The sequence below is a fragment of the Luteimonas sp. MC1828 genome, from assembly GCF_016461615.1.
Classification (GTDB): domain Bacteria; phylum Pseudomonadota; class Gammaproteobacteria; order Xanthomonadales; family Xanthomonadaceae; genus Luteimonas.
Genome location: NZ_JAEMNY010000001.1, coordinates 78,173 through 104,632, shown reverse-complemented (window position 1 = coordinate 104,632; position 26,460 = coordinate 78,173). Strand labels below are relative to the sequence as shown.

The 26,460-nt window shown below is 70.2% G+C and carries 28 protein-coding genes, 4 tRNA genes and 1 other RNA gene; 12 read left to right on the top strand and 21 right to left on the bottom strand.

What is annotated here, in order from left to right; all coding sequences use genetic code 11:
* The first annotated feature begins 73 nt into the window (after positions 1 to 73).
* From JHB91_RS00540 to JHB91_RS00525, 4 genes are read left to right on the top strand one after another with little or no spacing between them, the layout of a single operon-like run.
* Entirely contained in the window at positions 74 to 1,000 is a 927-nt protein-coding gene (locus JHB91_RS00540) for an AAA family ATPase (protein ID WP_199470788.1), read from the top strand.
* A 2-nt stretch (positions 1,001 to 1,002) separates the two neighbouring features.
* On the top strand, positions 1,003 to 1,986 hold the full coding sequence (locus JHB91_RS00535) for a DUF58 domain-containing protein (RefSeq protein WP_199470787.1): 984 nt from the start codon (positions 1,003 to 1,005) through the stop codon (positions 1,984 to 1,986).
* A complete protein-coding gene (locus tag JHB91_RS00530) occupies positions 1,979 to 3,925 on the top strand; it encodes a DUF3488 and transglutaminase-like domain-containing protein (RefSeq protein WP_233398487.1) in 1,947 nt (648 codons plus the stop codon). The genes JHB91_RS00535 and JHB91_RS00530 overlap by 8 nt, the downstream gene beginning before the upstream one ends.
* 41 nt (positions 3,926 to 3,966) lie before the next feature.
* Positions 3,967 to 4,452: a Slp family lipoprotein gene (locus JHB91_RS00525; protein ID WP_199373090.1), complete on the top strand. Its 486-nt coding sequence runs from the start codon at positions 3,967 to 3,969 to the stop codon at positions 4,450 to 4,452.
* Between the two features lie 27 nt (positions 4,453 to 4,479).
* Here JHB91_RS00525 and JHB91_RS00520 read toward each other — a convergent pair whose 3' ends face one another.
* The 4 genes from JHB91_RS00520 to dnaX form a co-directional block, all read right to left on the bottom strand.
* Complete coding sequence (locus JHB91_RS00520; protein WP_199373091.1) at positions 4,480 to 4,827, bottom strand: histidine triad nucleotide-binding protein; 348 nt, start codon at positions 4,825 to 4,827, stop codon at positions 4,480 to 4,482.
* Positions 4,828 to 4,890: 63 nt separating this feature from the next.
* Positions 4,891 to 5,487 (bottom strand): recombination mediator RecR, encoded by a 597-nt coding sequence (gene recR, locus JHB91_RS00515; protein WP_199470785.1) that lies wholly within the window; start codon positions 5,485 to 5,487, stop codon positions 4,891 to 4,893.
* Between the two features lie 34 nt (positions 5,488 to 5,521).
* Positions 5,522 to 5,842 (bottom strand): YbaB/EbfC family nucleoid-associated protein, encoded by a 321-nt coding sequence (locus JHB91_RS00510; RefSeq protein WP_199373093.1) that lies wholly within the window; start codon positions 5,840 to 5,842, stop codon positions 5,522 to 5,524.
* Between the two features lies 1 nt (position 5,843).
* Positions 5,844 to 7,643 carry a DNA polymerase III subunit gamma/tau gene (gene dnaX / locus JHB91_RS00505; protein ID WP_199470784.1) on the bottom strand — a complete coding sequence of 600 codons (1,800 nt, stop codon included), beginning with the start codon at positions 7,641 to 7,643 and terminating at the stop codon, positions 5,844 to 5,846.
* A gap of 143 nt (positions 7,644 to 7,786) precedes the next feature.
* Here dnaX and JHB91_RS00500 point away from each other — a divergent pair.
* Positions 7,787 to 7,879 (top strand) — tRNA-Ser (locus JHB91_RS00500).
* A 52-nt stretch (positions 7,880 to 7,931) separates the two neighbouring features.
* An RNA gene (ffs, locus tag JHB91_RS00495) (signal recognition particle sRNA small type) lies at positions 7,932 to 8,028 on the top strand.
* A gap of 8 nt (positions 8,029 to 8,036) precedes the next feature.
* Here ffs and JHB91_RS00490 read toward each other — a convergent pair.
* The 6 genes from JHB91_RS00490 to JHB91_RS00465 are packed head-to-tail and all read right to left on the bottom strand — an operon-like array spanning position 8,037 to position 11,762.
* Positions 8,037 to 8,465, bottom strand: a complete 429-nt coding sequence (locus JHB91_RS00490; protein WP_199470783.1) for a molybdenum cofactor biosynthesis protein MoaE — start codon at positions 8,463 to 8,465, stop codon at positions 8,037 to 8,039.
* The gene (locus tag JHB91_RS00485) at positions 8,462 to 8,707 is read right to left on the bottom strand and encodes a MoaD/ThiS family protein (RefSeq protein ID WP_199472598.1); all 246 of its coding nucleotides are present in this window, start codon (positions 8,705 to 8,707) and stop codon (positions 8,462 to 8,464) included. Before JHB91_RS00485 ends, JHB91_RS00490 begins: the two co-directional genes overlap by 4 nt.
* Positions 8,704 to 9,210, bottom strand: coding sequence for a cyclic pyranopterin monophosphate synthase MoaC (gene moaC / locus JHB91_RS00480; protein WP_199470782.1), 507 nt, complete (start codon positions 9,208 to 9,210; stop codon positions 8,704 to 8,706). The genes JHB91_RS00485 and moaC overlap by 4 nt, the downstream gene beginning before the upstream one ends.
* Before the next feature lies 1 nt (position 9,211).
* Positions 9,212 to 10,246: a GTP 3',8-cyclase MoaA gene (moaA, locus tag JHB91_RS00475; RefSeq protein WP_199470781.1), complete on the bottom strand. Its 1,035-nt coding sequence runs from the start codon at positions 10,244 to 10,246 to the stop codon at positions 9,212 to 9,214.
* Entirely contained in the window at positions 10,243 to 11,001 is a 759-nt protein-coding gene (locus JHB91_RS00470) for an MBL fold metallo-hydrolase (RefSeq protein WP_199373098.1), read from the bottom strand. Before JHB91_RS00470 ends, moaA begins: the two co-directional genes overlap by 4 nt.
* Positions 11,001 to 11,762, bottom strand: coding sequence for a 3-deoxy-D-manno-octulosonic acid kinase (locus JHB91_RS00465; protein WP_199470780.1), 762 nt, complete (start codon positions 11,760 to 11,762; stop codon positions 11,001 to 11,003). Before JHB91_RS00465 ends, JHB91_RS00470 begins: the two co-directional genes overlap by 1 nt.
* 18 nt (positions 11,763 to 11,780) lie before the next feature.
* Between JHB91_RS00465 and JHB91_RS00460 the strand changes: the two genes are divergently transcribed.
* A complete protein-coding gene (locus tag JHB91_RS00460; protein WP_233398486.1) occupies positions 11,781 to 12,857 on the top strand; it encodes a glycosyltransferase family 9 protein in 1,077 nt (358 codons plus the stop codon).
* Here JHB91_RS00460 and JHB91_RS00455 read toward each other — a convergent pair.
* On the bottom strand, positions 12,833 to 13,240 hold the full coding sequence (locus tag JHB91_RS00455) for a DUF6165 family protein (protein ID WP_199373100.1): 408 nt from the start codon (positions 13,238 to 13,240) through the stop codon (positions 12,833 to 12,835). The genes JHB91_RS00460 and JHB91_RS00455 overlap by 25 nt on opposite strands.
* A 106-nt stretch (positions 13,241 to 13,346) precedes the next feature.
* Between JHB91_RS00455 and JHB91_RS00450 the strand changes: the two genes are divergently transcribed.
* Together JHB91_RS00450 and JHB91_RS00445 are read left to right on the top strand one after the other, a co-directional pair.
* Positions 13,347 to 13,437: transfer RNA gene (locus JHB91_RS00450), tRNA-Ser, on the top strand.
* A 227-nt stretch (positions 13,438 to 13,664) separates the two neighbouring features.
* Complete coding sequence (locus tag JHB91_RS00445; RefSeq protein ID WP_182820453.1) at positions 13,665 to 14,369, top strand: protein phosphatase 2C domain-containing protein; 705 nt, start codon at positions 13,665 to 13,667, stop codon at positions 14,367 to 14,369.
* 16 nt (positions 14,370 to 14,385) lie between these two features.
* On the opposite strand, the gene dnaQ is transcribed toward JHB91_RS00445, so the two are convergent.
* Genes dnaQ through JHB91_RS00430 form a run of 3 tightly spaced genes read right to left on the bottom strand, consistent with a single transcriptional unit; the run spans position 14,386 to position 16,263 of the window.
* Positions 14,386 to 15,117, bottom strand: coding sequence for a DNA polymerase III subunit epsilon (dnaQ, locus tag JHB91_RS00440; protein ID WP_199470779.1), 732 nt, complete (start codon positions 15,115 to 15,117; stop codon positions 14,386 to 14,388).
* A 37-nt stretch (positions 15,118 to 15,154) separates the two neighbouring features.
* Positions 15,155 to 15,613 carry a ribonuclease HI gene (gene rnhA / locus JHB91_RS00435; protein ID WP_199470778.1) on the bottom strand — a complete coding sequence of 153 codons (459 nt, stop codon included), beginning with the start codon at positions 15,611 to 15,613 and terminating at the stop codon, positions 15,155 to 15,157.
* Complete coding sequence (locus JHB91_RS00430) at positions 15,610 to 16,263, bottom strand: hypothetical protein (RefSeq protein WP_199470777.1); 654 nt, start codon at positions 16,261 to 16,263, stop codon at positions 15,610 to 15,612. Before JHB91_RS00430 ends, rnhA begins: the two co-directional genes overlap by 4 nt.
* A 42-nt stretch (positions 16,264 to 16,305) precedes the next feature.
* On the opposite strand from JHB91_RS00430, the gene gloB reads away from it, so the two are divergent.
* Genes gloB through JHB91_RS00415 form a run of 3 tightly spaced genes read left to right on the top strand, consistent with a single transcriptional unit; the run spans position 16,306 to position 18,872 of the window.
* Entirely contained in the window at positions 16,306 to 17,073 is a 768-nt protein-coding gene (gene gloB, locus JHB91_RS00425; protein ID WP_199470776.1) for a hydroxyacylglutathione hydrolase, read from the top strand.
* Entirely contained in the window at positions 17,070 to 18,032 is a 963-nt protein-coding gene (locus JHB91_RS00420; RefSeq protein ID WP_199470775.1) for a lytic transglycosylase domain-containing protein, read from the top strand. Before gloB ends, JHB91_RS00420 begins: the two co-directional genes overlap by 4 nt.
* Before the next feature lie 33 nt (positions 18,033 to 18,065).
* Complete coding sequence (locus tag JHB91_RS00415; RefSeq protein WP_199373106.1) at positions 18,066 to 18,872, top strand: enoyl-ACP reductase; 807 nt, start codon at positions 18,066 to 18,068, stop codon at positions 18,870 to 18,872.
* A gap of 80 nt (positions 18,873 to 18,952) precedes the next feature.
* Here the strand turns inward: JHB91_RS00415 and JHB91_RS00410 are convergent, their stop codons facing one another.
* The 7 genes from JHB91_RS00410 to clpP all read right to left on the bottom strand — a co-directional run bounded on the left by JHB91_RS00410 (position 18,953) and on the right by clpP (position 26,441).
* Positions 18,953 to 20,932, bottom strand: a complete 1,980-nt coding sequence (locus tag JHB91_RS00410) for a peptidyl-prolyl cis-trans isomerase (RefSeq protein ID WP_199470774.1) — start codon at positions 20,930 to 20,932, stop codon at positions 18,953 to 18,955.
* Between the two features lie 122 nt (positions 20,933 to 21,054).
* A tRNA-Asp gene (locus tag JHB91_RS00405) sits at positions 21,055 to 21,131 on the bottom strand.
* A 32-nt stretch (positions 21,132 to 21,163) separates the two neighbouring features.
* Positions 21,164 to 21,238, bottom strand: a tRNA-Val gene (locus JHB91_RS00400).
* Positions 21,239 to 21,249: 11 nt separating this feature from the next.
* Positions 21,250 to 21,576, bottom strand: a complete 327-nt coding sequence (locus tag JHB91_RS00395; protein ID WP_199373108.1) for an HU family DNA-binding protein — start codon at positions 21,574 to 21,576, stop codon at positions 21,250 to 21,252.
* 151 nt (positions 21,577 to 21,727) lie between these two features.
* Entirely contained in the window at positions 21,728 to 24,154 is a 2,427-nt protein-coding gene (gene lon / locus JHB91_RS00390; RefSeq protein WP_199373109.1) for an endopeptidase La, read from the bottom strand.
* Between the two features lie 245 nt (positions 24,155 to 24,399).
* On the bottom strand, positions 24,400 to 25,689 hold the full coding sequence (gene clpX, locus JHB91_RS00385) for an ATP-dependent Clp protease ATP-binding subunit ClpX (RefSeq protein ID WP_199373110.1): 1,290 nt from the start codon (positions 25,687 to 25,689) through the stop codon (positions 24,400 to 24,402).
* Between the two features lie 125 nt (positions 25,690 to 25,814).
* A complete protein-coding gene (gene clpP / locus JHB91_RS00380; protein WP_182820443.1) occupies positions 25,815 to 26,441 on the bottom strand; it encodes an ATP-dependent Clp endopeptidase proteolytic subunit ClpP in 627 nt (208 codons plus the stop codon).
* Positions 26,442 to 26,460 lie beyond the last annotated feature (19 nt).

Here is a 26,460-nt window from a genome sequence, read left to right as displayed (position 1 = left end):
CCGCCAGCGACCTCGTTAGACTCGATGATCCGCCCGGGACCCGGGCACGCCTGCACACCATGTGAGCCACGACATGCTAACCGACGCCCTGCGGCAGGCCCTGCAAGACGCACAGGCGCAGGTGAATTCCCTGGTGCTGGGCAAGGAGCAGGCGGTGCGCCTTGCGTTCACCGCCCTGCTCGCCGATGGCCACCTCCTGATCGAGGACCTGCCAGGCCTGGGCAAGACCACGCTGGCACACGCGCTGGCGGCCACGCTGGGCCTCGGCTTCCAGCGCGTGCAGTTCACCTCCGACCTGCTGCCTTCGGACATCGTCGGCGTGTCGGTGTATGACGCGCAGGCGCGCAGCTTCAGCTTCCACCCGGGCCCGGTGTTCACCCAGGTATTGCTGGCCGACGAGATCAACCGCGCGCCGCCGCGCACGCAGAGCGCGCTGCTCGAGGCGATGGCGGAGCACCAGGTCACCGTGGATGGCACCACGCATGCGTTGCCGCAGCCGTTCTTCGTGATCGCCACGCAGAACCCGGTGGACCTTGCCGGCACCTATCCCCTGCCCGACTCGCAGCTCGATCGCTTCCTGCTGCGCCTCGACCTCGGCTATCCCGACGAAGCCGCCGAGCGCGCGCTGCTTGCCGGTGCCGACCGCCGCGCGCTGATCGCGCAGGCCATGCCGATGCTCGGCGAACACGACGTGCTGCGGCTGCGCCAGGCCGCGGCCGCCGTGCACGCCAGCGACGCCCTGGTGCGCTACGTGCAGGCGCTGCTGGCGCGCAGCCGCCACCATGCCGGCGTGCGCGTCGGCCTGTCGCCGCGTGCAGGCATCGCGCTGCTGCGCGCGGCGCGCGCGCATGCACTGCTGCTTGGCCGCGACCATGTCCTGCCCGACGACGTGCAGCGGCTGTTCGGCGCGGTGGCGGCGCATCGCCTGGTGGGCGATGCCGATGCCGGCGACGACACCACGCTGGCGCAGGCGATCCTGCACGCCGTCGCGGTCGACTGAGGGTGGCGAGGCGGCGCCTTGCCGGGCTGCGCGCACGCCTCGAGGCGCTGGCGCGGCCGCGTCGCCCCGAATCGTTTCCGGTCACGTTCGACCGCAGCCGCATCTACGTGCTGCCCACGGCATTCGGTGCGTTCTTTGTCGCCCTGCTGGTGGTGATGCTGCTCGGCGCTCTCAATTACAACAACAACCCGGCGCTGCTGCTCGCCCTGCTGCTGGCCGGCGCCGGCAATACCAGCCTGCTGGTCGCGCACCTGCAGCTGTCGGGCCTGCGCATCGTCGCCGTGGAAGCCGAGCCGGTACCCGCGGGCACGCCGCTGCTGTTGCGCGTGCACGCGCGCGCCGAACCGGGGCGCACGCGACGCGGCCTGCGCGTCGAGGTCGGTGACGCGCAAGCCGTGCTGTCCCTGCGCGGCGGCGCCGGCGAGGCGCGCCTGGCGCTCCCGACGCAGCGCCGCGGATGGCTGCAGCCCGGCCGCCTGCGGATCTCGACCACGCGCCCACTGGGGCTGGCGCGCGCGTGGGCGTACGCATGGCCCGCCGACGATGTGCTGGTCTATCCGCGGCCCGAAGCCGATGGCCCGCCGCTGCCGCATGGCCACGGCGACAACGCCCGGGCGCGCCTGCAGCCCACCGGCGACGATGTCCACCACCTGCGCGCGTACCGCCGCGGTGATGCGCGCCGTGCCATCGCGTGGAAGCCGTCGGCGCGCCGCGACACGCTGCTGGTGCGCGAATACGAACAGCCGCAGGGCGCCGACGTGGTGCTGGACTGGCTGGCGCTGGCCCCTCTGGCCTACGAGGACCGCATCGCCCGCCTGGCGCGTTGGGTCGACCAGGCCGAACGCGAAGGCCGACGCTGGCGCCTGCAGTTGGCGCAGCAGCCGGCGATCGGCCCAGGCCGCGGCGCGGCGCATCGCCATGCCTGCCTGCGCGCACTCGCGCTGCTGCCGCCGGCAACCGGCGCGGAGCACAACGACCTTGGCTAGGCGTCGACCGTCCCGCAGCGCGCCGCTCGACGCGCAGGCGCGCGGCTGGTCGCTTGCGGCCGCGGGCGCATGCCTGTTGCCGCTCCTGCTGCAGCTGCCGGGCACGCTCGCGCTCGGGCTTGCGCTGGCCGGCAGCGTCGCCACCGCCGCTTCGCGGCGTCGTCCGCTGCCGGCCGCGCTGCGCCTGGTGCTGTCGCTGGCGCTGGTGGCGGTGGTGCTGGCCAATGCGCGCTTCGCATTCGGCCGCGACACCGGCTGCGCACTGCTCGCCGCGATGCTGGCGCTGAAACCGATGGAACTCGCCACGCTGCGCGATGCACGCAGCCTGCTCGGGTTCGCGCTGTTCGCCCCGTTCGCGACCTTCCTGCTCGACCAGGGACCGCTGTCGCTGGTGCTTGGCCTCGGGGCCGCGGTGCTGGTGCTGGCCGCACTGCTGCGCCTGTCGGAAATGGAAAGTGGCGAACCCGAGGTGCTGGCCCCGGCACCGCGCCTGGCGCGGGTGCTGCGCCTGGTGGCGATCGGCCTGCCGCTCGCGCTGGCGGCATTCTGGCTGTTTCCGCGCATGGCCACGCCGCTTTGGGGCGTGCCCGAGCGCGTCATCGCACGCCCCGGCCTGTCGGACACCATGGCGCCGGGCGAGTGGCTCGACCTCATGAACGACGACAGCGTGGCGCTGCGCGTCGCCTTCGATGGCCCGGCACCGCCGACCTCGGAGATGTACTGGCGCGGACCGGTGCTGTGGAACTACGACGGCCGCGAATGGACCACCTCGCCGTGGTTCCGCGGCCTGCCGGCGGCACCCGTCACCCATGGGCCACGGCGCTACCGCTACGACCTGGAAGTCGAGGCGACGGACCGCCGCCAACTGGTCGCGCTCGAGCTGCCAACCGAAGTGCCGGACGGCGCCCAGGCGTCGATCGACCACATGCTGCGCACGGAGCGGCCACTGTCGGCCACCACGCGCTGGCGGATGACCTCGGCCGCACCGGTGGCCTTCGAGCCCGACCTGCGCGGCACCCTGCGCGCCGCCGCGTTGCGCCTGCCGGATGGTTTCAATCCGCGCACCATCGCACTGGCGCGGGACTGGCGCGCACAGGCCGGCAGCGGCAACGACGCGGCGATCGTGGAGCGCGCCCTCGCCTGGATCGGTGCCGAATTCGGCTACACGCTGAGCACGCCGCTGCCGGGACGGCACGCGGTGGACGAGTTCCTGTTCGACCAGAAACAGGGCTTCTGCGAACACTTCAGCTCGGCGTTCGTGGTGCTGATGCGCGCCGCCGGCGTGCCCGCCCGTGTCGTCACCGGCTACGCCGGCGGCTACCGCAACCCCTTTGGTGGCTACTGGATCGTGCGCCGCTCCGACGCCCATGCCTGGGCCGAAGTCTGGCTGCCCGGGCGCGGCTGGGTGCGCGTCGACCCGACCGCCGCGGTCGCGCCGGAGCGCATCTACGACACCCTCGCCGACCGCGCCTCGGGAGGCCCCGCCGGGCTGCGGGCGCTGGCACCGATGTACGACGTCGGCGACTGGATGCGCCGCGGCTGGAATGACCTCGTGCTTGGCTTCGACGCCGCCCGCCAGCAACGCCTGCTGCGTCCGCTGGGTGGCGGCGACCTCGGCAGCAGCCAGCTGGTGGCGCTGTTCGCGCTCATCGGCGGCGCCGCGCTGGCGGCCATGCTGTGGCTGGTCGCGCGTGGCGAACGCGAGCGCGACCCCGTGCTGCGCGCCTGGCGCCGGCTGGGCGCGCGCTATGCCCGCCTCGGCCTCGGTCGCCGCCCGCACGAGACCGCAGACGCCTGGAGCGCGCGGGTGCTTGCGCTGCGTCCGCAGTCCACTGCGCTGGTCGCCCTCAGCGCGCGTTTCGCGGAATGGCGTTACGCTCGCGGTCGCGGTGGCGACCCCCGCGCGCTGGTCCGCGACCTGCGCGCCCATCGCCCCTGACAGGCGCCCTCGTGCAACCCCAAGCAATGCCGGAGATCCGCATGACCATCCGTCCCTTCATCGCCATGGCCGCCGCGCTGCTGCTTGCGGCCTGCGCGTCGCAGCCACACCCGCTGCAGGGCGAGTTCAACCCGCTCTCGCCGCGCGACGCCGCCGCCGGGGAAGCCACCGGCGCCGTCGTACGCTGGGGCGGGCGCATCGTCCAGGTGGAACCGCGCCCGGACAGCACCTGCTTTGAAATGGTGTCCGCGCGCCTCGACCACTATGGCCGGCCGTACTGGGCTGGCGACGACACCGGCGGACGGTTCATCGCCTGCCGTGCGGGCTTCTACGACCCGGCGGTGTTCGAGCGCAACCGCGACGTCACCTTCACCGGGCGCATCAGCGGATACGAAACCCGCAAGATCGGCGGCTACGACTACCGCTTCCCGCAGGTCGCGGCGGACGTCGTCTACCTGTGGCCCAAGCGCGACCACATCAACGTGATCACCCGCCCGGCGCCGTGGCCGTGGTGGGGCTACTGGTAAGCGCCCGGCGCGGGCGGGCGGGCGCGCTCAGAGCGTCGTGCCGAAGCGCCCGAGCGGCGCACCGGCCAGCAGGTGCAGGTGAAGCTGGAAGACCGTCTGCCCGCCGTCGCCGTTGCAGTTGATCACGATCCGGTAGCCGTCTTCGGCAAAGCCCTCGCGGCGCGCGTAGTCCGCCGCGGCCAGCGCCAGCCGGCCCACGAGTTCCGGCTGTTCGCGCGGCAGGTCGTTGAGCGTGGCCACGTCGACCTTGGGCACGAACAGCACGTGCACCGGCGCCTGCGGCGCGATGTCGCGGAACGCGAGCAGGTGCTCGTCCTCGTAGACGATGTCCGCGGGAATTTCGCGGTTGATGATCTTGTGGAAGATGGTGGACATGGCGCGGGCCCCGGATGCCGGATGGATGCGGGCATCGTAGCCCGAAGCCCGCGGACGCTCCGCTCAGCCGGCTTCGCTGCGCGATCCGAACGCGTGCGACAGCGTGCCGCGGTCCACGTATTCCAGCTCGCCGCCCAGGGGCAGCCCGTGCGCAAGCCGGCTCGGGCGCACGCCGTGCTGGCGCGCCAGCTGCGCCAGGTAGTGCGCGGTGGCCTCGCCCTCCACCGTCGGGTTGGTGGCGATGATCAGTTCCTGCACCTCGCCTTCGGCGAGACGCGCGGCGAGCTGCTCCAGGCCGAGCTCGCGCGGGCCGATCCCGTCGAGCGGGCTCAGCCGGCCCTGCAGCACGAAATACAGGCCGCGGTAGCCGGTGGCCTGTTCGATCGCCAGCCGGTCGGCCGGCGACTCCACCGCGCACAGCAGCTGCACGTCGCGCGCGGCGCTGGCGCAGGTCGTGCACAGCGGCTGTTCGCTGAAGTCGCGGCAGCGCGTGCAGTGGCCGATGCGTTCCACCGCATCGGCGAGCACCGCGGCCAGACGGCGGCCGCCGTCGCGCCCGCGCTCGAGCACGTGGTAGGCCATGCGCTGGGCGGTCTTCGGCCCCACGCCGGGCAGCACGCGGAACGCCTCGACCAGCTGTTCGAGAAGTGGTGCGCTCATCGGCGGCAGGCGCGTATCAGGAGGTCGCGCGTGGTCAGAACGGCATCTTCATGCCGGGCGGCAGCGCCATGCCCGCGGTGGCCGCGCCCATGCGCGACTGCGATTCGGCGTCGACCTTGTTGCTGGCATCGTTGAACGCCGCGGCGATCAGGTCTTCGGCCATCTCCGGATCCGACAGCACGCTGGGATCGATGCGCACCTTGCGGCATTCCTTGCGGCCGGTCAGGGTGACTTCCACCATGCCGCCGCCGGCGCTGCCGGTGACTTCGACATTGGCGAGTTCTTCCTGCGCCTTCTGCAGGTTCTCCTGCATCTTCTGCGCCTGCTGCATCAGCTGGGCGATGTTTCCACGCATGTCAGTGCTCCTGGTCTTCTAGGGGGCGGATCGAATCGGGGACGAGCCGCGCGCCGTGTTGCGACATCAGCCGCTGCACGTCCGGATCGTTGAGGAACGTGCTCTCGGCGACGCCCTGGCGCTCGTCGCGCACGCGCTCGTTGCGCGCGTGCAGGGTTTCGCCGGCCGCACTGGTGGCCGCTTCGAAACGGATCTCCGGGGCGCTGCCCCAGCGTGCGCCAAGGGCGTCGGCGAGCTGCTGCACCAGGAACGGCGCGCGCAGGTGTTCGTCGGCCGCGGGCAGCGACAGGCGCAGCACGCCCTGCTCATGGCCGACGAAGGCCGAGCTGGCTGCGAGCTCGCGCACCGGCCCGCGCAACCCGAGGCTGGCGACAAGATCCGGCCACTGGTCGTGGTCGATGGCGGGCGCCGGCGCTGAACGGGCGGGTGCGGGTGCAGGTGCGGGTGCGGGTGCGGCTGTGACGGCAGCCGTCGCGATCGGAACCGGCGCGGCGTGCGCCGCCGGAGCCGCCGGCGCCGCAGATGCGGCAGGCGATCCGCTACGCGCGACCGGCGGCGGCAGTTCGCGTGCGGACGCAGTCATCGGGGGCGATGTGCCGGGCGACGCCGGTGCTGCAGCCCCGAGCGCGGCGCGCGCAGCTGCCGCGGCCGAGACGCCGCTGGCACGCCCACCGGCGGCCTCGCTCCCCGATGTCGCTGCCCCGCCCTCGCCGGGCCGGAACGCCAGCATGCGCAGCAGGCTCATCTCGAAGCCCGCGCGGGTACTCGGCGCCATGCCGATGTCGCGCCGGCCCGAAACCGCCATCTGGTACCAGAGCTGCACCAGCTCCGGGCGCAGCGCGGCCGCCAGCGCTTCAACGTCGATGCCTTCGCCGTCGACCTCGCTGCCCGGCACCAGCTGCCGCACCTGGATGCGGTGCAGCGCCGCGGCGAGCGCCTCGAGCACGCTGGCCCAGTCCGGCGAATAACCTGCCAGCACTTCGATTTCCGCCATCAGCGCGGCGCCATCGCTCGCGGCCAGCGCCGCGAGCAGCGTCGCCACGCGGGTGCGGTCGACCGTGCCGAGCATCGTCGCCACCGCGTCGTCGGTGAGGCTGCCGCGGCCTTCGCCGGCGCCGGTGTAGGCGATCGCCTGGTCGAGCAGCGACAGGCCGTCGCGCAGGCTGCCGTCGGCCGCGCGCGCCAGCTGGCGCACCGCGCCGGGCTCGGCGGCGATGCCCTCGGCGCCCAGGATCTTGTCGATCTGGCCACCGATCTGCGCTTCGTCCAGGCGCTTCAGGTTGAACTGCAGGCAGCGCGACAGCACCGTCACCAGCAGCTTCTGCGGATCGGTGGTGGCGAACAGGAACTTGACGTGTTCCGGCGGCTCCTCGAGCGTCTTCAGCAGGGCGTTGAACGCCTGCTTGGTGAGCATGTGCACCTCGTCGATCAGGTACACCTTGTAGCGCCCGCGCGACGGCATGTACTGCGCGTTCTCGATCAGGTCGCGGACGTTGTCGACGCCGGTGTTGGAAGCGGCGTCGATCTCCAGCAGGTCGATATAGCGGCCGGCGTCGATCGCCTGGCAGGTCTCGCACTGCCCGCAGGGATCGCTGGACGCGCCGTGTTCGCAGTTCAGGCTCTTGGCGAAGATCCGCGCGATGGTGGTCTTCCCCACCCCGCGCGTGCCGGTGAACAGGAACGCGTGGTGGACGCGGCCGGAATCGAGCGCGTTGGTGAGCGCACGGACCACGTGCTCCTGGCCGACGAGCTCGGCGAACCGCTTCGGGCGCCACTTGCGGGCGAGGACAAGGTAGGACATGCCGCCATTCTGCCACGCGCATCCGGCGCGGCCGCGGAGCCGGGCGTGCGAGCGGTTTTCCTTGTCCGCGCGCGGGCTGGCGGCTAGACTTGCCGCCCCCGAGCCCCCATTCCATGGACAGGCGTGAAGCGCGGGCCAGGTGCGGAGAGGTGTCCGAGTGGTTGAAGGAGCACGCCTGGAAAGTGTGTAAGCGTCTAAACCGCGCTTCGGGGGTTCGAATCCCCCTCTCTCCGCCAGTTCTACCCGCGCGCCAGGCATCGCACGCGGTCGCAGGTTTCCGTGGTGGCCCCGTCGGCCCCTCGCGACGCTAGGTCGAAAACCCCGCCAGGGCCGGAAGGCAGCAACGGTATCGATCGACGCGGGCGCCGAGGTCAGCCGGCGGGGTTGCCTCCTTCAGGACCCCGGATGCAGCCAGCCGGCATCGCCGTCGGCGTAGCGTTCATGCTTCCAGAGCGGCACCCGTGCCTTGACCTCGTCGATGACGAAGCGGCAGGCGTCGAATGCCGCGTCGCGGTGCGCCGCAGCCACGCCCACCCACACCGCCAGCTCGCCGATCGCCAGTTCGCCGACACGGTGCACGCAGCACACGCCGGTGATGGCAAAGCGCGCTTGCGCCTCGTCAAGAATGCGCTGACCTTCGGTTTCGGCGAGGGCGCGATAGCACTCGTAGCGCAGGCCGGCAACCGCGCGGCCGTCGTGGTGGTTGCGTACCCAACCTTCGAAGCTGGCGAATGCGCCGGCCTGTGCGTCCAGCAGTGCGTCGCGCAGCGGCGCGACCGCGAACGGCGCGTCGGCGATCGCGAACCGCGCGCCGCCGCTCATCCGCCGGACACCGGCGGGATGAAGGCGATCTCGCTGCCGGCGACCGGGGCGTCGTCCCAGCGCGCGAACTCGCCGTCCACGGCCACCCGCAGGCGATCGACCGGCAGCGCGAAGCCGTGCCGCGCCTGTGTCTCGACGTAGAGCGCGCGCAGGTCCGCGGCTGGGCTCTCCACGTCTTCGCGACCGACGCCCGCGGCATCGCGCAGGCCGGCGAAATAGAGCAGCGTCACGCGGGCCATCAGCGCGCGTCCGGAGCCGCGCCTCGGCCGACGTCACGGCGCCCGCCGCGCTTGCCGAGCAGGCGCGCGGGACCGATCACGATCGCGTGCGACAGCGCCTTGCACATGTCGTAGACGGTCAGCGCGGCGATGGTGGCGCCGGTCAGCGCCTCCATCTCCACGCCGGTGCGGTGGACCGTCTTCACCGCGCATTCGATCGCAAGCTCGCGCTCGCCGTGCCAATCGATGGTGATGCGGATGCCATCGATCGGCAGCGGGTGGCAGAACGGGATCAGTTCGTGGGTGCGCTTGACCGCCATGGTGCCGGCGATGATCGCGGTGTCGACGATGCCGCCCTTGGCGCTGCGCAGCCCGTCGGCGCGCAGCTGTGCCGCCACCGCCACCGGAAAGCGCACGCGGCAGCTGGCGATCGCTTCGCGCGCCGTGGCTACCTTGGCCGAGACATCCACCATGCCCGGGCGGCCTTCGGCGTCGATGTGGGTGAGGCCCTTGGCGCTGCGCGTCATCTCAGCCCCCGATGAGGAACATTTCAACGTGACGCCGCGTCGCGGCCGGACTGCCACGCAGCTCGCTGTAGCGGTCCGCGCGCCGTGCCCAGAGGCCGCCAACATGTCCGGCAAGCGCGGTCTCGCCACCGGCAAGCAGCGGGCGCAGCGCGTGCCCGTCCGCGGCGAACAGGCAGGTGTAGAGACGGCCATCGGCGGACACCCGCGCGCGGTGGCAGTCACCGCAGAACGGCGCACTGATCGCGCTGACGAAGCCGATCTCGCCGGCGCCATCCGCCCAGGCATGGCGCACCGCGACTTCGCCGCGGTACTGCGCATCCAGCGCCCGCAGCGGCCAGCGCGCGTGCAGCCGCGCATGCAGCTCGGCGGAAGGCACCACGCGCGCGGGCTGCCAGTCGTTGCAGGTGCCGACATCCATGTACTCGATGAAGCGCAACACGTGCGGCGTGCCGCGGAAGCGCGCGGCCAGCGCCTCCACTTCGCCATCGTTGACCCCGCGCTGCATGACGCAGTTGAGCTTCAGGCTGCCGAAGCCGGCCGCCTCCGCCGCGGCGATGCCGTCAAGCACATCGGCGACCTCACCGCGGCCGCCGCTCAGCGCGCGGAACAGCGCCGGGGCGAGCGCGTCCAGGCTTACCGTGATCCGCTGCAGCCCGGCGGCGCGCAGCGCGTGCGCGTGCCGCGCCAGCAGGGAGCCGTTGGTGGTCAACGCCAGGTCGTCGATGCCGGGCACCTGCGCCAGGCGCGCCACCAGCGAAGGCAGGTCCCGGCGCAGCAGCGGCTCGCCGCCGGTGATGCGCAGTTTGTGCACGCCGAGCCGCGCGAAGCCGCGCACCAGCGTTTCGATCTCGTCGAACGACATCCGCGATGCGGCGTCGAGCCCGTGGTCGTCGGCAATGCGGTCGGCCGGCATGCAGTAGCCGCAGCGGAAGTTGCAGGCCTCGATCACCGACAGGCGCAGTTCGCGCAGCGGCCGGCCAAGGCGATCGGCCGGCATCGCCGGAGACAGGGCGTGCGGCTGCAGCAGGGCGCTCATGGCGACAGTGCCGGATGCGGCCGCGGATCAGCCAATGCCAGCAATTCACCCGGGCGTGCGACGCGATGGCCGCGGGCGCGCATGGCGTCGCCATCGGCCTCGCTGGCGTAGTGGTAGAGCACGCAGCGCGCGAGCAGCTCACGCGGATACTCGCGCTCGAGGTCGGCGATGCCGCTGTGCGAAGGGTTGCCATGCAGGCCGCAGTCATGGGCGACCAGTTCGCCCTCGCCGGCCATGGCAGCGAGCACTTCCGGGATCGGCCGCGTGTCGCCGCTCCACGCCAGGCTGCCGCGCAGGCGCAGCCCGTAGGCGCTGCGCGGCCAGTGGTGGCGCACCTCGAACGTCTCCAGGCGCACGCCGTCATGCCAGAACGCATCGCCGACCGGCACCACGCGGAACGCATCCCAGAAGTTCGCGCCACCTTCGGCCAGCGCGTTGGGGTATTCGGCGATGCGCCGGTGCAGCAGCGGCAGCACGTCGACCGGCACATACACCGGCGTGCGCCCGCGCCGCGCGGGATCGAAATAGTTGGCCACGAACAGCCGCTCGAAGCCCGCCACGTGATCCAGGTGCACATGGGTCACGAACAGCGCCGGCGGCGGCGCGCCGTAGTGCGCCAGGTAGGCGGTCAGCCCTTCAGCGCCGCAGTCGATCGCGAGCCACGGCGCGCCGTCGCGCTCCAGCGTGGCCATCGGCGAACCGAGCGCCACCGCCGACGCGTTGCCGACGCCCTGGAAGCGCAGCGACCAGGCCATCAGATGCCCCGTGCCCAGCGCTTGTCGTAGACGGCGCGCAGTCGGGCGAAATCGGCGCGCACCGCCTCTTCGCTGCGCTCGCCGCGCAGCTTGAGCAGCGAGCGCTCCAGCCGCGCCAGGTTGCGCGTGCGCCAGGCGGTCGCCGGGATGGTCATGCGCGAACGGTCGAGGTCGATCAGCCAGCCCCGCCCCGCCTCGTCGAACAGGATGTTGTGCGCGTTGAGGTCGGCATGGTCGAGTCCTTCGCGATGGAAACGCGCGATCAGCTCGCCGGTCGCCTCCCAGGGCGCTTCGCCCTGCTCCTGCGCCGCCAGCGCCGCCAGCGAACGCACGCCCACCAGGCGCGCCATCAGGATGGACGCGCGGTACCAGATGCCTTCGCGCAGGTACGACGCCGCAATCGGCTCCGGCACCGGCAAGCCGCGCCGCCGCAGCTCCCGCAACAGCCGGAACTCGGCGAAGCTGCGCACGCGGTCGACGCCGCGCCAGAGGTGGCGATCACGGCTGACTGCCGCCGCCAGGCCTCCACGCAGGTAGTGGCGCAATACGCAGGGACCGTGGCTGGCGCCTTCGATGAACCACGCGCCGCCGCGACCGCTGCCAGACACCGGCGTGGCGCGCGCGCCCCAGGCGTCAGGGTCGAACCAGCGCGGGTCGGCTTGCCGCAGCTGCGTCTGGTCGAACAGAATCGACCCGACGCCACGTTCCCGGGGTCCGGCGCGGAACGGCGTCAGGCTCTCGGTGGCATCGAAAATGGCCATCAACCGAGTCTAACAAGCTTGTCAGCCCCCACGCCTGCATCGCCCCGCTCGATCTGCCTGCTGCGCCTGTCCGCGCTGGGCGACGTGACCCACGTGCTGCCGCTGGTCCACACCCTGCAGGCTGCGGATCCGGAGGTCGCCATTACCTGGATCATCGGCAAGGGCGAGCAGCGCCTGCTCGAGGGCCTGCCGGGCGTCGAGTTCATCGTCTACGACAAGAAGACCGGCGTCGGCGGAATGCGCGCGCTGCGCCACGAGCTTGCCGGGCGCCGCTTCGACGCGCTGCTGCTGATGCAGCTCGCATTGCGCGCCAACCTGTTGTCCACCTGCGTGCGGGCGCGTCGCCGGGTCGGCTACGACCGCGCCCGCTCGAAGGAGCTACACGGCCTGTTCGTCAACGAACGCATCCGGGGCGACGCCGGCCCGCACGTGCTCGACGTGCTCGGCAGCTTCTGCGAGCCGCTGGGCGTGGCCCGCGACAAGGTGGAATGGCAGCTGCCGGTGCCGGACGACGCACACGCCTGGGCGCAGGCGCAGTGGCCGCGTGACGGGGTGCCGACGCTGGTCATTTCGCCCTGTTCCAGCCACGCGCGCCGCAACTGGCGCGCCGACCGCTACGCCGCCGTCGCCGACCATGCCGCGGAACGCGGCTGGCGGATCGTGCTCTGTGGTGGTCGCAGCACCCTCGAACGCGACACCGGCGACGCCGTCCTCGCCGCGATGCGTGCGCCCGCGCTGGACCTGATCGGCAAGGACACGCTGAAGCAGCTGCCCGCACTGCTGGCCCGCGCCGACCTGGTCATGACGCCGGACTCCGGCCCCATGCACATCGCCAACGCCATGGGCGCGAAGGTGCTCGGCCTGCACGCCGCCACCGATCCGCGGCGGAGCGGTCCCTACTCCGACATCCGTTATTGCGTCGACCGCTACGACGACGCGGCGCGGAGATACCTGGGCAAGCCCGCCGCGGAACTGGCCTGGGGGACCAAGATCGAGGCCGACGGCGTCATGGACCTGGTCACGGTGGACGACGCCATCGACGCATTCGAGCGCTGCCGCGCCACCATGGGTCAGCCGGCTACGCCCGGGCCGTAATCCTCGTACGACTTTTCCTCGACATAGCTCGAACCGAGCGCGAGGTTGATGTCCTTCTTGATCCGCGCGCGCACGTCGTTCTGGACGTAGACGCTGCGCGCCAGGCCGATGAACTCCTCGTCGAAGGCCTGGGCCTTCTCCTTGAGCCGGATGTCGTCCTCGATCACCCAAAGGCGCTCGTTGACCGCCTTGAGTTCGGCGCGCAGGCGGACGATGTCGCCACCGGCGGCGGGATGCGCCATCCAGGTCTTCTCCAGCGCCGACAGCTCGTTGCGCACGTTGGCCAGCTTGGCCGGATCGGTCATGCGTTCGGACTTGATCTGCAGGATGGCGATCTTGTCGAGCAGCTCGCCGAACGACACGGGGACGGAAATTTCGGACATGGGTCTCTGGCTACGGACGTCAGGGGCGGCCAGTGTACGCGTTCGTCTTGTGGCCCCCGCCGGCGACCCGTATCATTGCGCCCCCGGCCCTCGCGGTCGGGCACCCGGAGAGGTGGCAGAGCGGTTGAATGTACCTGACTCGAAATCAGGCAGGCGTTTATAGCGCCTCGGGGGTTCGAATCCCCCCCTCTCCGCCAGATACGCAAAGGCCCCCGCAAGGGGGTTTTTGCGTATCTGGCGCAGGCGGAGTACTCGAGTCAAGCCTCGTTCCGCAAGTGGCTGCTCGCGCATGAAGTTCCGCTCACCACCCTATGCCATCATCCTTCCATCCCTCATCCCATCCCGACCGCATGCCCGCTGACCTGTTGCGCGCGCCGACGCCGTTCTTCCTGACAGCAACCCCGGGAGCCGAATCGGCCCGCGCATGATTGAATTCGGCCACCTCACCCATGTCGGCTTGCGGCGCGAGCTGAATGAAGACACGTACTACGGTGACAGCGAGCTCGGGCTCTGGCTGGTCGCCGACGGCATGGGTGGCCATGAGTACGGCGAGGTCGCCAGCGCGCTCGCCCGCGAGGCGATCGTGCGCGAGACCCGCCAGGGCACGCCGCTGCCGCAGGCAATCCGCATCGCCGATGAGGAGATCATCAGCGCCTCGCGCAAGCGCCAGGACGCACTGCCCATGGGCACCACGGTGGTCGCGGCGCGCATCACCGGCAATCGCTTCGAAGTCGCGTGGGTCGGGGACAGCCGCGTCTACGTCTGGCACGAAGGCAAGCTGGCGCAGCTCTCGCAGGACCACAGCTATGTGCAGGAGCTGATCAGCCAGGGCGCGATCAGCATCGACCAGGCGCGCAGCCATCCGCACCGCAATGTGGTGACCCAGGCGCTGGGCGTGACCGACCCTCAGGCGCTCAACGTCGAGACCATGTCGGGCGAACTCTCGCCGGGGATGCAGCTGCTGCTATGCAGCGACGGCCTCACCGAGGAGGTCGACGACAACGGCATCGCCCGGGTGCTCGCGCATACCGAATGCAGCGCCCAGGAATGTGTCGACGGCCTGGTGGCCGCGGCGCTCGACGGCGGCGGCTCGGACAACGTCACCGTGGTGCTGGTGCGCCGCCACTGATCCGATGGCTCGGCCGTCAGGCCGGCTCGTGCTCCGCCACCGCATCCACGACATCCCACACGCTGTGCCCGGCACGCTTGCGGATGGTCGCCAGCCGCGCCTCGTGCGCGGCGGTGTCCGACATGTCGACGAGCACCCGCGGCCGCGGCGCATCGCTTGCCGCCGGCGGCCTGCGCACGATCGTCGCCTGCTCCTGGCCGGAGTCCGGCCCAGCCAGGCCGAGCTCAGTCTGGCCTGCGGTCATCGCCAGATAGGCGTCGGCCAGCAGTTGCGCGTCGAGGAGCGCGCCGTGCACCTGGCGATGCGAATTGTCGACGCCGAGGCGCTTGCACAGCGCATCGAGTGAGTTGCGCTGGCCCGGGAAGCGCTGGCGCGCCATCTCCAGCGAATCCAGCACCGACGCACGGTCGCGGATGCGGCCATAGCCGTCGCCGAGCAGCGACAGCTCGTGGTCGAGGAAGCCAAGGTCGAACGCGGCGTTGTGGATCACCAGTTCGGCGCCATCGATGAACGCCAGGAACTCGTCGGCGATCGCGGCGAACTTCGGCTTGTCGGCCAGGAAGTCGAGGGTCAGCCCGGTGACTTCCTGCGCTCCAGGCTCGAACTCGCGCTCGGGGTGGATGTACTGCTGCCAGGTGCGGCCGGTGGGCCGGCGCTCGATGAGCTCGACGCAGCCGATCTCGACTACGCGGTTGCCCTTGCGCCATTCCAGGCCGGTGGTTTCGGTATCGAGGACGATCTGGCGCATGGGTTCCTTGGGGCTTGGGGGCGGGCGTGCGCGCGGCTCAGCGCAGCGCGGCGGCGGCGGCGGCCTTGAACTTCACCGCTTCATCGCGGGCCAGCACGTCGACGCGCTCGTTGTCGGGATCGCCGGAATGTCCCTTCACCCAACGCCAGTCGATGCTGTGGCGATGGGTAGCCGCATGCAGGCGCTCCCACAGGTCGCGGTTCTTCACCGGATCGCCGCCGGAGGTCTTCCAGCCGCGGCGCACCCAGTTCTTCATCCATTCGGTGATGCCCTGGCGCACGTATTGCGAGTCGGTATGCAGGGTGACGTTGCAGGCCTCGGTCAGTGTTTCCAGCGCCACGATCGCCGCCATCAGCTCCATGCGGTTGTTGGTGGTCAAGGCCTCGCCGCCGGCCACGACGCGCTCGCGTGCGCCGTAGCGCAGCAGGGCCGCCCAGCCACCCGGCCCGGGATTGCCGAGGCAGGCCCCGTCGGTATGCACTTCAATCGACTTCATGCCGCCGTGGCTCCCTGCGGCATCGCCAGCGCGCGCGACTGGCGGACCGGCGTCAGCGGCATGGCGCGCTTTTCGGCGCGCACGAGATAAGCGGCACGAAACCCAGCGCCGCTCTGCTGGCGCAGGTCATCCGTGGCCCGCCATCGCGGCCCGATCCCCTCGGACACGGTGTCCGGCTGCAGGCCGGCGGCTCGCAGCCGGCGGCGCCAGACCAGCGGCTCCGATGCGCGCAGTCCATGGCCGTGCCAATGCCAGCGGTATGGCGACAACGGGTTGAGCAGGAACAGCAAGAGCCGGCCACCAGGTACCAGGATGCGGGCAGCCTCCTCGAGCAGGGCGCGACCGCCCGCGTCGGAGGTCGCCACGTGCTGCACCACCACCGTACCGAAGGCTTCACTGGGTAGCGGCAGGGGCAGCCGGCAGCTGACCTCGCCGTGCCACCCGTCGCCGCACGGCGCCAGCGCCAGCCCGCGCCGGCCTGTCGGGCGCAGCGGCGGCAGCGGCGCAAGCCACAGCCAAGGCTGCGCCGGGCGCTCGGCGAGCGCGCGTTCGACGGCGGATTGTTCGCTGTTCAGCAGGGCGCGGCCCGGCGTGCTGGCGAACCACTGGAGGGCGGGAGCGGGTTGACCGGTCCGGAGAGGCAGGGGCATGGTCGCCATTCTAGACGCCCCGCCCGACCAGGTCCCCGACCGATGCAGCCCATTGCCCTGCCCGCCTTCTCCGACAACTACATCTGGCTGCTGCCGGGCGACGCCGGTGCGGGCGCGCTGGTGGTCGACCCTGGCGAGGCCGGCCCGGTCTTCGCCGCGGCCGATGCCGGACTGCAGCCTTCCGTGGTGTTGCTGACCCACCACCACGACGACCACGTCGGCGGCATGCCGGAGCTGTTGCGGCGCTGGCCGGGCCTGGCCGTGTATGCGCCGGCCGACGAGCGCATCCCTTTCGCCTGTTCGCGGGTTGGTGGCGGCAACCGGGTCGAGGCCGGCGGGTTCGGCTTCGACGTGATCGCCGTCCCCGGCCATACCGTGAGCCACATCGCATTCCACGGCCAGGGCCTCTTGTTTTGCGGCGACACCCTCTTCAGTCTCGGCTGCGGCCGCATGTTCGAGGGGTCGCCGGAGCAGATGCTCGGGTCGCTCGATCGGCTGTCCGCGCTGCCCGGCGACAGCCTGATGTGCTGCGGCCACGAATACACGCAGTCGAATGCCGCCTTCGCGCTGGCGGTCGACCCCGACAATCCGGCGCTCGCGCGCCGCAGCGATGAGGTGACCGCCATGCGCCACGCCGGCCAGCCCACCCTTCCCGTCACGCTCGCCAGCGAGCGCGCCTGCAACCCGTTCCTGCGCATCGATGCGCCCGCCATCCGCGCCGCCGTCGCGGCCCGCGAGGGTCGGGAGGATCTCGACCGGGTCGCGACCTTCGCCGCGCTGCGGCGCTGGAAGGACGGTTTTCGCGCATGACGCGCCCACCAGGACGTGCGGCGACGCTGCTGGTCGCCGTACTGCTGGCAGCCGCGCTGCCCGCCGCGGCGCAATCGCCACCCGCGGGAACGCCTGCGGCGCCCACCGTGCAGCTGGCGGTGCCGGCAACCGGAACGCCCGACGCGCGCACCGGCGTGGACATCTACGAGGAGTTTGTCGGCGGCCTGGCGCAGCCGGCCTGCGAAGACGCCAGCCCGCGCTGGGAGTCGCACTTCGCGCACGTGCCGGCGCAGCTGGCGGCCGCCGACAGCGAGGTGCTGCCACTGTTCGCGTACGTCGTGGATGCGCTGCGCCAGGCGCACCTGCCTACCGAATACGCGCTCATCCCGTTCGTCGAGAGCGGCTACCGGCCCGGCGCGCGCAGCGCCAGCGGCCCCGCGGGCCTGTGGCAGTTCATCGCGCTCACCGCGCGCAACCACAAGATCCCGATGCGTCCCGGCTTCGACGGCCGCCTGTCGCCGATCGAGGCGACCCGCGCCGCGGTGCGTTACCTGAAGACCCTGCACGGCATGTTCGCTGGCGACTGGCGGCTTGCGGTCATGGCGTTCAACGCCGGCGAGTACCGCGTGCTGGGCGCGCTGAAGCGCCACGACATGCGCGCCGCCGACGCCCGGCCCGAAGCACTGGCAAGCCTGTCCGGCATCACCCGCGCCTACGTGGTGAAGCTGCACGCACTGTCCTGCCTGATGGTGGAGGCCGGCCGCGAGCGTGACTTCCGCGAAGCGCTGGACCGACCGGTGGCGCGGCTGGTCGCGATCGAATTGCCTGCCGACGCCGCCAGCCTGGATGCGTTCGCCGCACGTGAGGGCCTGGACGCCGCGCGCCTCAAGCGCCTGAATCCGGCCGTTGCACCGCAGGGCACGGCGCGTGCCGGCGGCGTGCACGTACTGGTCCCAGCCGCGGCCGCGACCGCAGCCCGGGGGGCCGTGGCAAACTAGGCGCTTCCGCACAACATCGGGTCCAACCACACCATGGGATTCCTGCAGGGCAAGCGCGCACTCATCACCGGCATCGCCAGCCAGCGCTCCATCGCCAACGGCATCGCCGAGGCCATGCACCGCGAGGGCGCCGAGCTCGCCTTCACCTACCAGAATGAAAAGCTCAAGTCGCGCGTCGAAGACGTCGCCGGCCGGCTGGGTGGCGGCCCCGTGTATCCGCTCGACGTGGCCGACGATGCCCAGATCGAAGCGTTGTTCACCGCTCTTGGCCAGCATTGGGACGGCCTGGACATCCTGGTCCACGCGATCGCGTTCGCGCCGCGCGAGGCGATCACCGGCCAGTTCCTCGACGGCTTGACCCGCGAGAACTTCGCGTCGGCCCACGACATTTCGGCGTATTCGCTGGCCGCGCTGGCCAAGGCCGCGCGTCCGATGATGCAGGGCCGCAAGGGCGCGGTGCTGACGCTGAGCTACCTGGGCGCGGTGCGCACCCTGCCGAGCTACAACGTCATGGGCGTGGCCAAGGCCAGCCTGGAGGCCACGGTGCGCTACCTCGCGCTGAACCTCGGGCCGGAAGGCACCCGCGTCAACGCGATCTCGGCCGGGCCGATCAAGACCCTGGCGGCGGCGGGCATCGGCGGGTTCCGCAAGATCCTCGGCCATGTCGAGGAGTACACCCCGCTGCGCCGCAGCGTGACCATCGAAGACGTCGGCAACGTCGCCGCGTTCATGTGCTCGGACCTGGCCGCGGGCGTGACCGGTGAGGTGACCTATGTCGACGCGGGCTACAACATCGTCGGCATGACCGGGCTTGGCAACGAGACGCCGTCCGCCGACTGATCGCGGCAACGACGTCGCCCACGAAAAAGCCCGGCCTTGAGCCGGGCTTTTTCATGTCTGGCCGGAGTGCCAGGCGCGTGCTACAGGCGTGCCTCGACGATGCTGACATTCATCCGCCGGCGCAGCGCACGCAGCATGGCCTCGGCATCTTCCTGGCCGGCCATCTGCGCGAACTGGCTGGCCAGCATCGCGCGTTCCTGCGCACTCGCGTCCTGCGGATTGCCAGGCGTGACCTTGTCGACGGTGAACAGCACGATGCTGCCGTCGTCCTGCACGAGCTTGCCGGCCGAGATCTTGCCTTCGGCAGGCTCGGCGGCCGCGAAATATGCGTCGTTGGCCTCAGGAGACGGAATCGGCATGCCGCGCCGCGCGCCGGGCACGCTGGCGTACTGCCAGCCGGCGGCCTCGGCGATGGCCGCGAGCGACTCGCCGCCCGCGATGCGCGCGACATCGGCGTCGGCCTTGGCGATCGCCGCGGCGCGGCCGCGATCGGCGCGGATCGCCGCCACGACCTGATCGCGGACGTCGGCGAGCGGCAGCTCGCGATCGGGCTGGTGCGCGGTCACGCGGATGAGCACGCTGTGCGATGGACCGATTTCGATCGGGTCGCTGACCGTGCCGTCCTGCACCAGCGCATCGGAGAACGCGGCGCGCTGCACGGCGGGATTGGCGGCGATGCCCTGGGCGTTACCGCGGGTGAACGGACCGAGCTTCTGCACCGGCAGGTTCGCCTCGCGCGCGGTCGGCGCCAGTGAGCCCGGGTTGCGATAGACCTGGTCCACAAGGCGGCCGATCAGGTCGTTGAACGCGCGCTCGCCGTCGGTTGCCGACTGGGCGGCGGCAAGCTCATCGCGCACGGCTTCGAACGGCACCGACTTGCCGGCACTGATTTCGCGCAGCTGCAGCACGTGCCAGCCGAAGTCGGTCTGCACCGGTGCGCTCACCTGGCCGGGCTGCAGCGCGTACAGCGCGGTATCGAACGCCTCGCCCATGGTGTTGCGCTCGATCCAGCCGAGATCGCCACCCTGCGCCTTGGAGCCTTCGTCGTCGGACTCCGCGCGCGCGACGGCGGCGAAATCCGCACCTGCCGCCTGGACCTTGGCGGCAATGGCTTCGGCACGCGCCTTGGCGGCAGCCTGCGCGGCGGCATCGGCGCCCTCGGGCACGCGCACCAGGATGTGCGAGGCCAGGCGTTGTTCGGCCTCCACGAAGCGCCCCTTCTCCTGCTCATAGCGCGCGCGCAGCGTCGCGTCATCGGGCGCGGCAGGCGGCGGCAGCGCGCTGCCGTCGACTTCGACATATTCGATGGACACCGACTCGGCCGCACGGAAATCACCGCGATGGCTGTCGTACCAGCCCTGGATGTCGGCCGCGCTGATGGCACCGGCATCGGGCTGCGGCGCGGGCACCACGGCGAAGCTCACGTCGCGCTGCTCGCCCAGCAGCACCATGGTGCGGTCGAGCTGCGCCTTGGTGACGAACGCCGACCCCGCGACCTGGCGCGGCAGCAGCAGCATCTGCAGGTCGGCGCGGATCTGGTCGTCGTACTGGCGCGGCGTGCGTGCCGGCACCCGCGACTGCAGCACCAGCTGGTAGCGCTGCAGGTCGAAGCGGCCGTCGACCTGGAATTCCGGGATCGACTGGATCACCTCGGCGACCTGCGCGTTGCCGACCTCGATGCCGGCATTGCGCGCCGCAAGGCGCAGCACGGCCTGGTCGACGAGGCCGTCGAGTACGCGCAGCTTGTTGTCCATCGCCTCGAAGGCACGGCCGTCGAACGCATCGCCCTGCTGCTCGCGCGCCTGCTGGCGGCTGCGCTCGAACTCGCTCCGGAAGGACTCCGGCGAGACCTCCTCGGACGACCAGAACAGCTTGCGGACCGGCCATGCGTCGGGCGCCGACGGCCACCACGAGGGTGGCGCCTGCACCTTGGCGGCGTAGTTCGCGGAATTCTGGAACAGGTACTGCTCCATGCCGAAGAACGCGAACGGCACCGCCAGCAGGATGACGATGGCGACGGCGATCCAGCCGGAGGTCTTGTCTCGAAGGGCTTGCAGCATGTGTCGGCACGCGGGAATGACGTAGCCGCGCAGTCTAGCGCATGGCCGGCCGATGCGCTCCGTATCCGCGGCCACGGACCGCAAAAGAAGAAGGCGCCCTTTCGGGCGCCTTCGGGTGTAACTGGCGGAGTGGACGGGACTCGAACCCGCGACCTCCGGCGTGACAGGCCAGCATTCTAACCAACTGAACTACCACTCCGCTTTTTTGAACCTTGTACGAGCATCAGACCTTGGTGGGTGCTGAGGGGATCGAACCCCCGACCCTCTCCGTGTAAAGGAGACGCTCTACCGCTGAGCTAAGCACCCAAGCGGGTCGCTTAGTTTACGGCATCCTTCAGCGCCTTGCCAGCCTTGAAGACCGGATTTTTTGCGGCGGCGATCGCGATCTCCTCACCGGTGCGCGGATTGCGACCGGTGCGGGCGGCGCGCTCGCGGACCTGGAAGGTGCCGAAGCCGATCAGGGCAACAGTGTCGCCCTTCGACAGCGCCTTGCCCACCGACGACAGCACGGCGTCGACGGCGCGTGCGGCATCGGCCTTGGACAGGTTGGCCTCGTCGGCGACAGCCTGGACCAGATCGTTCTTGTTCATGTGTTCGTTGCTCCCTGCGCGGCCCGGAAGCCGCTCGAATGAGGTGGCGGGCATGTTGGCGGCGAGCCGCTCGCATGTCCGTGGTCGCGTGCGATGGTGGTCGCGATGCGCAGCGCGACTTTATACCAGCGCGATTTTAGGTGCGCAAGAAAAACCCGCTTCCCTGCACCGTTTCTGCTTCTTCAAGGGCCGATCGGCGTCCCGCTCAATGCTTGACCGCGGCACGCTGCGCCGGCTTGCGGGTGCGGCGCGGAGCCGCCGGCACCGCATCGACCGCGACCGCCGGAGGCGACAGCGGGCGTTCAAGCGCGAGGTCCAGCACTTCGTCGATCCACTTCACCGGAACGATGCGGATGGTGTCGGTAACCGACTTCGGAATGTCGACGAGATCCTTGCGGTTCTCCTCCGGGATGATCACCGTCGTAACGCCGCCACGCAGCGCGGCGAGCAGCTTCTCCTTGAGGCCGCCGATCGCGGTGACCTTGCCGCGGAGCGTGATCTCCCCGGTCATCGCCACGTCCGCGCGCACCGGCACCCGGGTCAACGTGGACACCAGCGATGTCGCCATCGCGATACCGGCACTGGGGCCGTCCTTGGGCGTGGCGCCATCGGGCACGTGCACGTGGACGTCCTGCTTCTGCAGGAAATCCAGCGGAATCCCCATGCCCTCCGCGCGCGCGCGCACCACCGAAAGTGCCGCCGAAGCCGACTCCTTCATCACGTCGCCGAGCTGGCCGGTAAGGATGAGTTGGCCCTTGCCCGGCACCAGGGTGGATTCGATCTGCAGCAGGTCGCCGCCGACCTCGGTCCAGGCCAGCCCGGTCACCAGGCCGACCTCGTTGTCCTGCTCGGCGCGGCCGAAATCGAAGCGCTGAACGCCCAGGTACTTGTCGAGGTTCTTCGCGTTGACTGTCAGCACGCGCGCCTTCTTCTTCTGCGGCCCCGCGAGAGCGATCTCCTTGACCACCTTGCGGCAGATCTTGGCGATCTCGCGCTCCAGGTTGCGCACGCCCGACTCGCGCGTGTAGTAGCGCACGATGTCGCGCACGGCGTCCTCGGCGATCTTCAGCTCGCCCTCGCGCAGGCCGTTGGCCTTCATCTGCTTGGGCAGCAGGTAGCGCATGGCGATGCTGATCTTCTCCTCCTCGGTGTACCCGGGCAGGCGGATCACTTCCATGCGGTCGAGCAGCGGCCCCGGGATGTTGAGCGAGTTGGACGTCGCCACGAACATCACCTCGGACAGGTCCAGGTCGACCTCGAGGTAGTGGTCGTTAAACGCGTTGTTCTGCTCCGGGTCGAGCACCTCGAGCAGCGCCGATGACGGGTCGCCGCGGAAGTCCATCGACATCTTGTCGATCTCGTCGAGCATGAACAGCGGGTTCCTGGTGCCGACCTTGTTGAGGTTCTGCACGATGCGGCCCGGCATCGATCCGACATAGGTGCGGCGATGGCCGCGGATCTCGGCCTCGTCGCGCACGCCGCCGAGCGACATGCGCACGAACTTGCGGTTGGTCGCCTTGGCGATCGACTGGCCGAGCGACGTCTTGCCCACGCCGGGCGGGCCGACCAGGCACAGGATCGCGCCCTTCATCTGCTTCACCCGGGTCTGCACGGCGAGGTATTCGAGGATGCGTTCCTTGACCTTTTCCAGCCCGTAATGGTCCGCGTCGAGCACGTCCTGCGCGACCTTCAGGTCCTTGCGCACCTTGCTGCGCTTCTTCCACGGCACGCCGAGCAACCAGTCGAGATAGTTGCGCACGACCGCGGCTTCCGCCGACATCGGCGACATCTGCTTGAGCTTGCTGAACTCGTTCCGGGCCTTGGCTTCCACCGCCTTGGGCATGCCCGCCTCGGCGATCTTGCGCGCGATCTCCTCGATGTCGTTCGGCGCATCGTCGATCTCGCCGAGCTCCTTCTGGATCGCCTTCATCTGCTCGTTGAGGTAGTACTCGCGCTGCGACTTTTCCATCTGCGACTTCACGCGGCCGCGGATGCGCTTCTCCATCTGCTGCACGTCGATCTCGCCATCGACGAAGCCGACCAGCATCTCGAGACGCGCGGCAATTCCGACCGCCTCGAGCAGGCGCTGCTTGTCGGCAAGGCGCACGCCAAGGTGCGCGGCGATGGTGTCGGCCAGGCGCGACGGCTCGTCGATGCCGGCAAGCGTCTGCAACAGCTCGGGCGGCAGCTTGCGGTTGGTCTTCACGTACTGTTCGAACAGGGACATGAGCGAGCGTGCGATGGCCTCGACCTCGCGCGGCTCGCGGTCGGCGTCAGACTCGACCACCGTGCCACTGCCACTCAGCGTGCCGTCGGTCTCGCGGACGTTGGACACCGTCACCCGCGAGACGCCTTCCACGAGCACCTTGATGGTGCCGTCCGGCAGCTTCAGGAGCTGCAGGACCTGCGCCAGCGTGCCGACCGCATACAGGTCGTCAACGCCAGGATCGTCGGTCTCGGCGGACTTCTGCGCCACCAGCAGGATCTGCTTGTCGCCTTCCATCGCCAGGTCGAGCGCGCGGATCGACTTGTCGCGGCCCACGAACAGCGGGATGACCATGTGCGGGAACACCACGACGTCACGCAGCGGCAGGACCGGCAGGTCGAGGGTGGGCTGATCGGGGGGGCTCATCGCTACTCCTGGAGGACGCGCGGCCTGGTGGCCGCATGGCCCTGTTTATGGGGTTCGGCGCGAACGGATGCAAGCGCCGCGGAGGGCGTGGCGCGAGGGCACGGCCGGGGGCACCCGCCGACCCGGGGGGCCGGGAAAACGGGGCAGGACTTCTGGCGCACGCCAATCCCGGGCGGCTGGCCCTGACCTCTCAACTGAACGGACAGGCAGGCGGATCGGCCGGCCGGCCGGGCCTGCGGCCGGCCTCAGTCGCCCGAGGCGGCCTTGGGCGCTGGCACGGCCGGGGTTTCGTAGATCAGGTACGGTTCGGATTTGTGCTCGATCACCGATTCGTCCACCACCACCTTGCTCACGTTTTCCAGCGACGGCAGGTCGTACATGGTGTCGAGCAACACCGACTCCACGATGGTGCGCAGACCGCGCGCGCCGGTCTTGCGCTTGAGCGCCTTGCGGGCAATGGCGGCAAGCGCGTCGGGGCGGAACTCGAGCTCCACGCCTTCCATCTCGAACAGCTTGCGGAACTGCTTGGTGATCGCGTTGCGCGGCTCGGACAGGATCTTGACCAGCGCGGCCTCGTCCAGTTCCTCGAGGGTCGCCACCACCGGCAGGCGGCCGACGAACTCCGGGATCAGGCCAAACTTGATCAGGTCTTCGGGCTCGACGTCGGCCAGCACCTTGCCGATCTCGGTCTTGCGCTCGGAACTCTTGAGCTTGGCGCCGAAGCCGATGCCGCTGGAGTCGGTGCTGCGCTGCTGGATGATCTTGTCCAGGCCGGCGAACGCGCCGCCGACGATGAACAGGATGTTGCGCGTATCCACCTGCAGGAATTCCTGCTGCGGATGCTTGCGCCCGCCCTGCGGCGGCACGCTGGCGACCGTGCCTTCGATGAGCTTCAGCAGGGCCTGCTGCACGCCCTCGCCGGAAACATCGCGGGTGATCGACGGGTTTTCACTCTTGCGCGAGATCTTGTCGATCTCGTCGATGTACACGATGCCCTGCTGCGCCTTTTCGACGTCGTAGTCGCACTTCTGCAGGAGCTTCTGGATGATGTTCTCGACGTCCTCGCCGACGTAGCCGGCTTCGGTCAGGGTCGTCGCATCGGCCATCGTGAACGGCACGTTCAACAGCCGCGCCAGGGTCTCGGCGAGCAGCGTCTTGCCCGAGCCGGTAGGGCCGACCAGCAGGATGTTGGATTTGGCGAGCTCGACCTCGTCGTTCTTGGACCGGCTCTCGATGCGCTTGTAATGGTTGTACACCGCGACCGCGAGCGTGCGCTTGGCGCGCAGCTGCCCGATCACGTACTGGTCGAGGACCTCGAGGATTTCCTTCGGCTTGGGCAGCGAGCTGCGCGCCGACTGCGCCTTCTCCTCGAGCTCCTCGCGGATGATGTCGTTGCACAGCTCGACGCATTCATCACAGATGAACACGCTCGGGCCCGCGATCAGCTTGCGGACCTCGTGCTGGCTCTTCCCGCAGAACGAGCAGTAGAGGATCTTGCTGCTGTCGCCGGAACGGCCCTGTCGGTCTTCGGTCATGCTCTCGTCAATCTGTGCTGCGATGGTCGGTTTCGAGAATAGCACCCGCGCCCGGGGCCGCAAACGCACCGGACGGGGGGTCCGCGACCGGTCGGCCGCGGCGCTGGCTGGGCTTTCGGGCCCGGTCAGGCAGGCTGGATGGAGTCTTCCGGGCGGCGCTCGAGGACTTCATCGACCAGCCCGTAGTCACGGGCGGCCGCGGCGCTCTTGAAGTTGTCGCGCTCGGTGTCGTGGGCGACCGTTTCCAGCGACTGGCCGGTATGGCGGGCCAGGATCTCGTTCAGGCGCTGCTTCATCGACAGGATCTCACGGGCGTGGATCTCGATGTCCGTGGCCTGGCCCTGGAAGCCGCCCAGCGGCTGATGGATCATCACCCGCGAGTTCGGCAGCGCGTAGCGCTTGCCGGCGGCGCCGGACGCCAGCAGCAGCGCCCCCATGCTGGCCGCCTGGCCAACGCAGATGGTGCTCACGTCGGGCTTGATGAACTGCATGGTGTCGTAGATCGCCATGCCCGCCGTGACGATGCCGCCCGGCGAGTTGATGTACAGGTTGATGTCCTTCTCGGGGTTCTCCGCCTCGAGGAACAGCATCTGCGCCACGATCACGTTGGCGACGTGGTCGTCGATGCCGCCGACCAGGAAGATCACCCGCTCCTTCAGCAGGCGCGAGTAGATGTCGTACGCGCGCTCGCCGCGGCTGGTCTGTTCGACCACCATCGGAACGAGGTTGAGGGCCTTGGTCTGCATGCTCATGGGGATTCCTGTGCGGCGG

Coding starts and splice junctions, on each gene's coding strand:
- JHB91_RS00520 (WP_199373091.1), bottom strand. CDS start 4,827: ATGTCCACCATCTTCCACAAGATCATCAACCGCGAAATTCCCGCGGAC.
- JHB91_RS00395 (WP_199373108.1), bottom strand. CDS start 21,576: ATGCCCGCCACCTCATTCGAGCGGCTTCCGGGCCGCGCAGGGAGCAAC.
- JHB91_RS00445 (WP_182820453.1), top strand. CDS start 13,665: ATGATTGAATTCGGCCACCTCACCCATGTCGGCTTGCGGCGCGAGCTG.
- rnhA (WP_199470778.1), bottom strand. CDS start 15,613: ATGAAGTCGATTGAAGTGCATACCGACGGGGCCTGCCTCGGCAATCCC.
- JHB91_RS00465 (WP_199470780.1), bottom strand. CDS start 11,762: ATGGCCATTTTCGATGCCACCGAGAGCCTGACGCCGTTCCGCGCCGGA.
- clpX (WP_199373110.1), bottom strand. CDS start 25,689: ATGACCGAAGACCGACAGGGCCGTTCCGGCGACAGCAGCAAGATCCTC.
- recR (WP_199470785.1), bottom strand. CDS start 5,487: ATGAGCGCACCACTTCTCGAACAGCTGGTCGAGGCGTTCCGCGTGCTG.
- dnaX (WP_199470784.1), bottom strand. CDS start 7,643: ATGTCCTACCTTGTCCTCGCCCGCAAGTGGCGCCCGAAGCGGTTCGCC.
- gloB (WP_199470776.1), top strand. CDS start 16,306: ATGCAGCCCATTGCCCTGCCCGCCTTCTCCGACAACTACATCTGGCTG.
- clpP (WP_182820443.1), bottom strand. CDS start 26,441: ATGAGCATGCAGACCAAGGCCCTCAACCTCGTTCCGATGGTGGTCGAA.
- JHB91_RS00455 (WP_199373100.1), bottom strand. CDS start 13,240: ATGTCCGAAATTTCCGTCCCCGTGTCGTTCGGCGAGCTGCTCGACAAG.
- JHB91_RS00420 (WP_199470775.1), top strand. CDS start 17,070: ATGACGCGCCCACCAGGACGTGCGGCGACGCTGCTGGTCGCCGTACTG.
- moaC (WP_199470782.1), bottom strand. CDS start 9,210: ATGACGCGCAGCGCCAAGGGCCTCACCCACATCGACGCCGAAGGCCGC.
- dnaQ (WP_199470779.1), bottom strand. CDS start 15,117: ATGCGCCAGATCGTCCTCGATACCGAAACCACCGGCCTGGAATGGCGC.
- moaA (WP_199470781.1), bottom strand. CDS start 10,246: ATGAGCGCCCTGCTGCAGCCGCACGCCCTGTCTCCGGCGATGCCGGCC.
- JHB91_RS00490 (WP_199470783.1), bottom strand. CDS start 8,465: ATGAGCGGCGGCGCGCGGTTCGCGATCGCCGACGCGCCGTTCGCGGTC.
- JHB91_RS00410 (WP_199470774.1), bottom strand. CDS start 20,932: ATGCTGCAAGCCCTTCGAGACAAGACCTCCGGCTGGATCGCCGTCGCC.
- JHB91_RS00510 (WP_199373093.1), bottom strand. CDS start 5,842: ATGCGTGGAAACATCGCCCAGCTGATGCAGCAGGCGCAGAAGATGCAG.
- JHB91_RS00430 (WP_199470777.1), bottom strand. CDS start 16,263: ATGCCCCTGCCTCTCCGGACCGGTCAACCCGCTCCCGCCCTCCAGTGG.
- JHB91_RS00525 (WP_199373090.1), top strand. CDS start 3,967: ATGACCATCCGTCCCTTCATCGCCATGGCCGCCGCGCTGCTGCTTGCG.
- JHB91_RS00470 (WP_199373098.1), bottom strand. CDS start 11,001: ATGGCCTGGTCGCTGCGCTTCCAGGGCGTCGGCAACGCGTCGGCGGTG.
- JHB91_RS00540 (WP_199470788.1), top strand. CDS start 74: ATGCTAACCGACGCCCTGCGGCAGGCCCTGCAAGACGCACAGGCGCAG.
- JHB91_RS00415 (WP_199373106.1), top strand. CDS start 18,066: ATGGGATTCCTGCAGGGCAAGCGCGCACTCATCACCGGCATCGCCAGC.
- lon (WP_199373109.1), bottom strand. CDS start 24,154: ATGAGCCCCCCCGATCAGCCCACCCTCGACCTGCCGGTCCTGCCGCTG.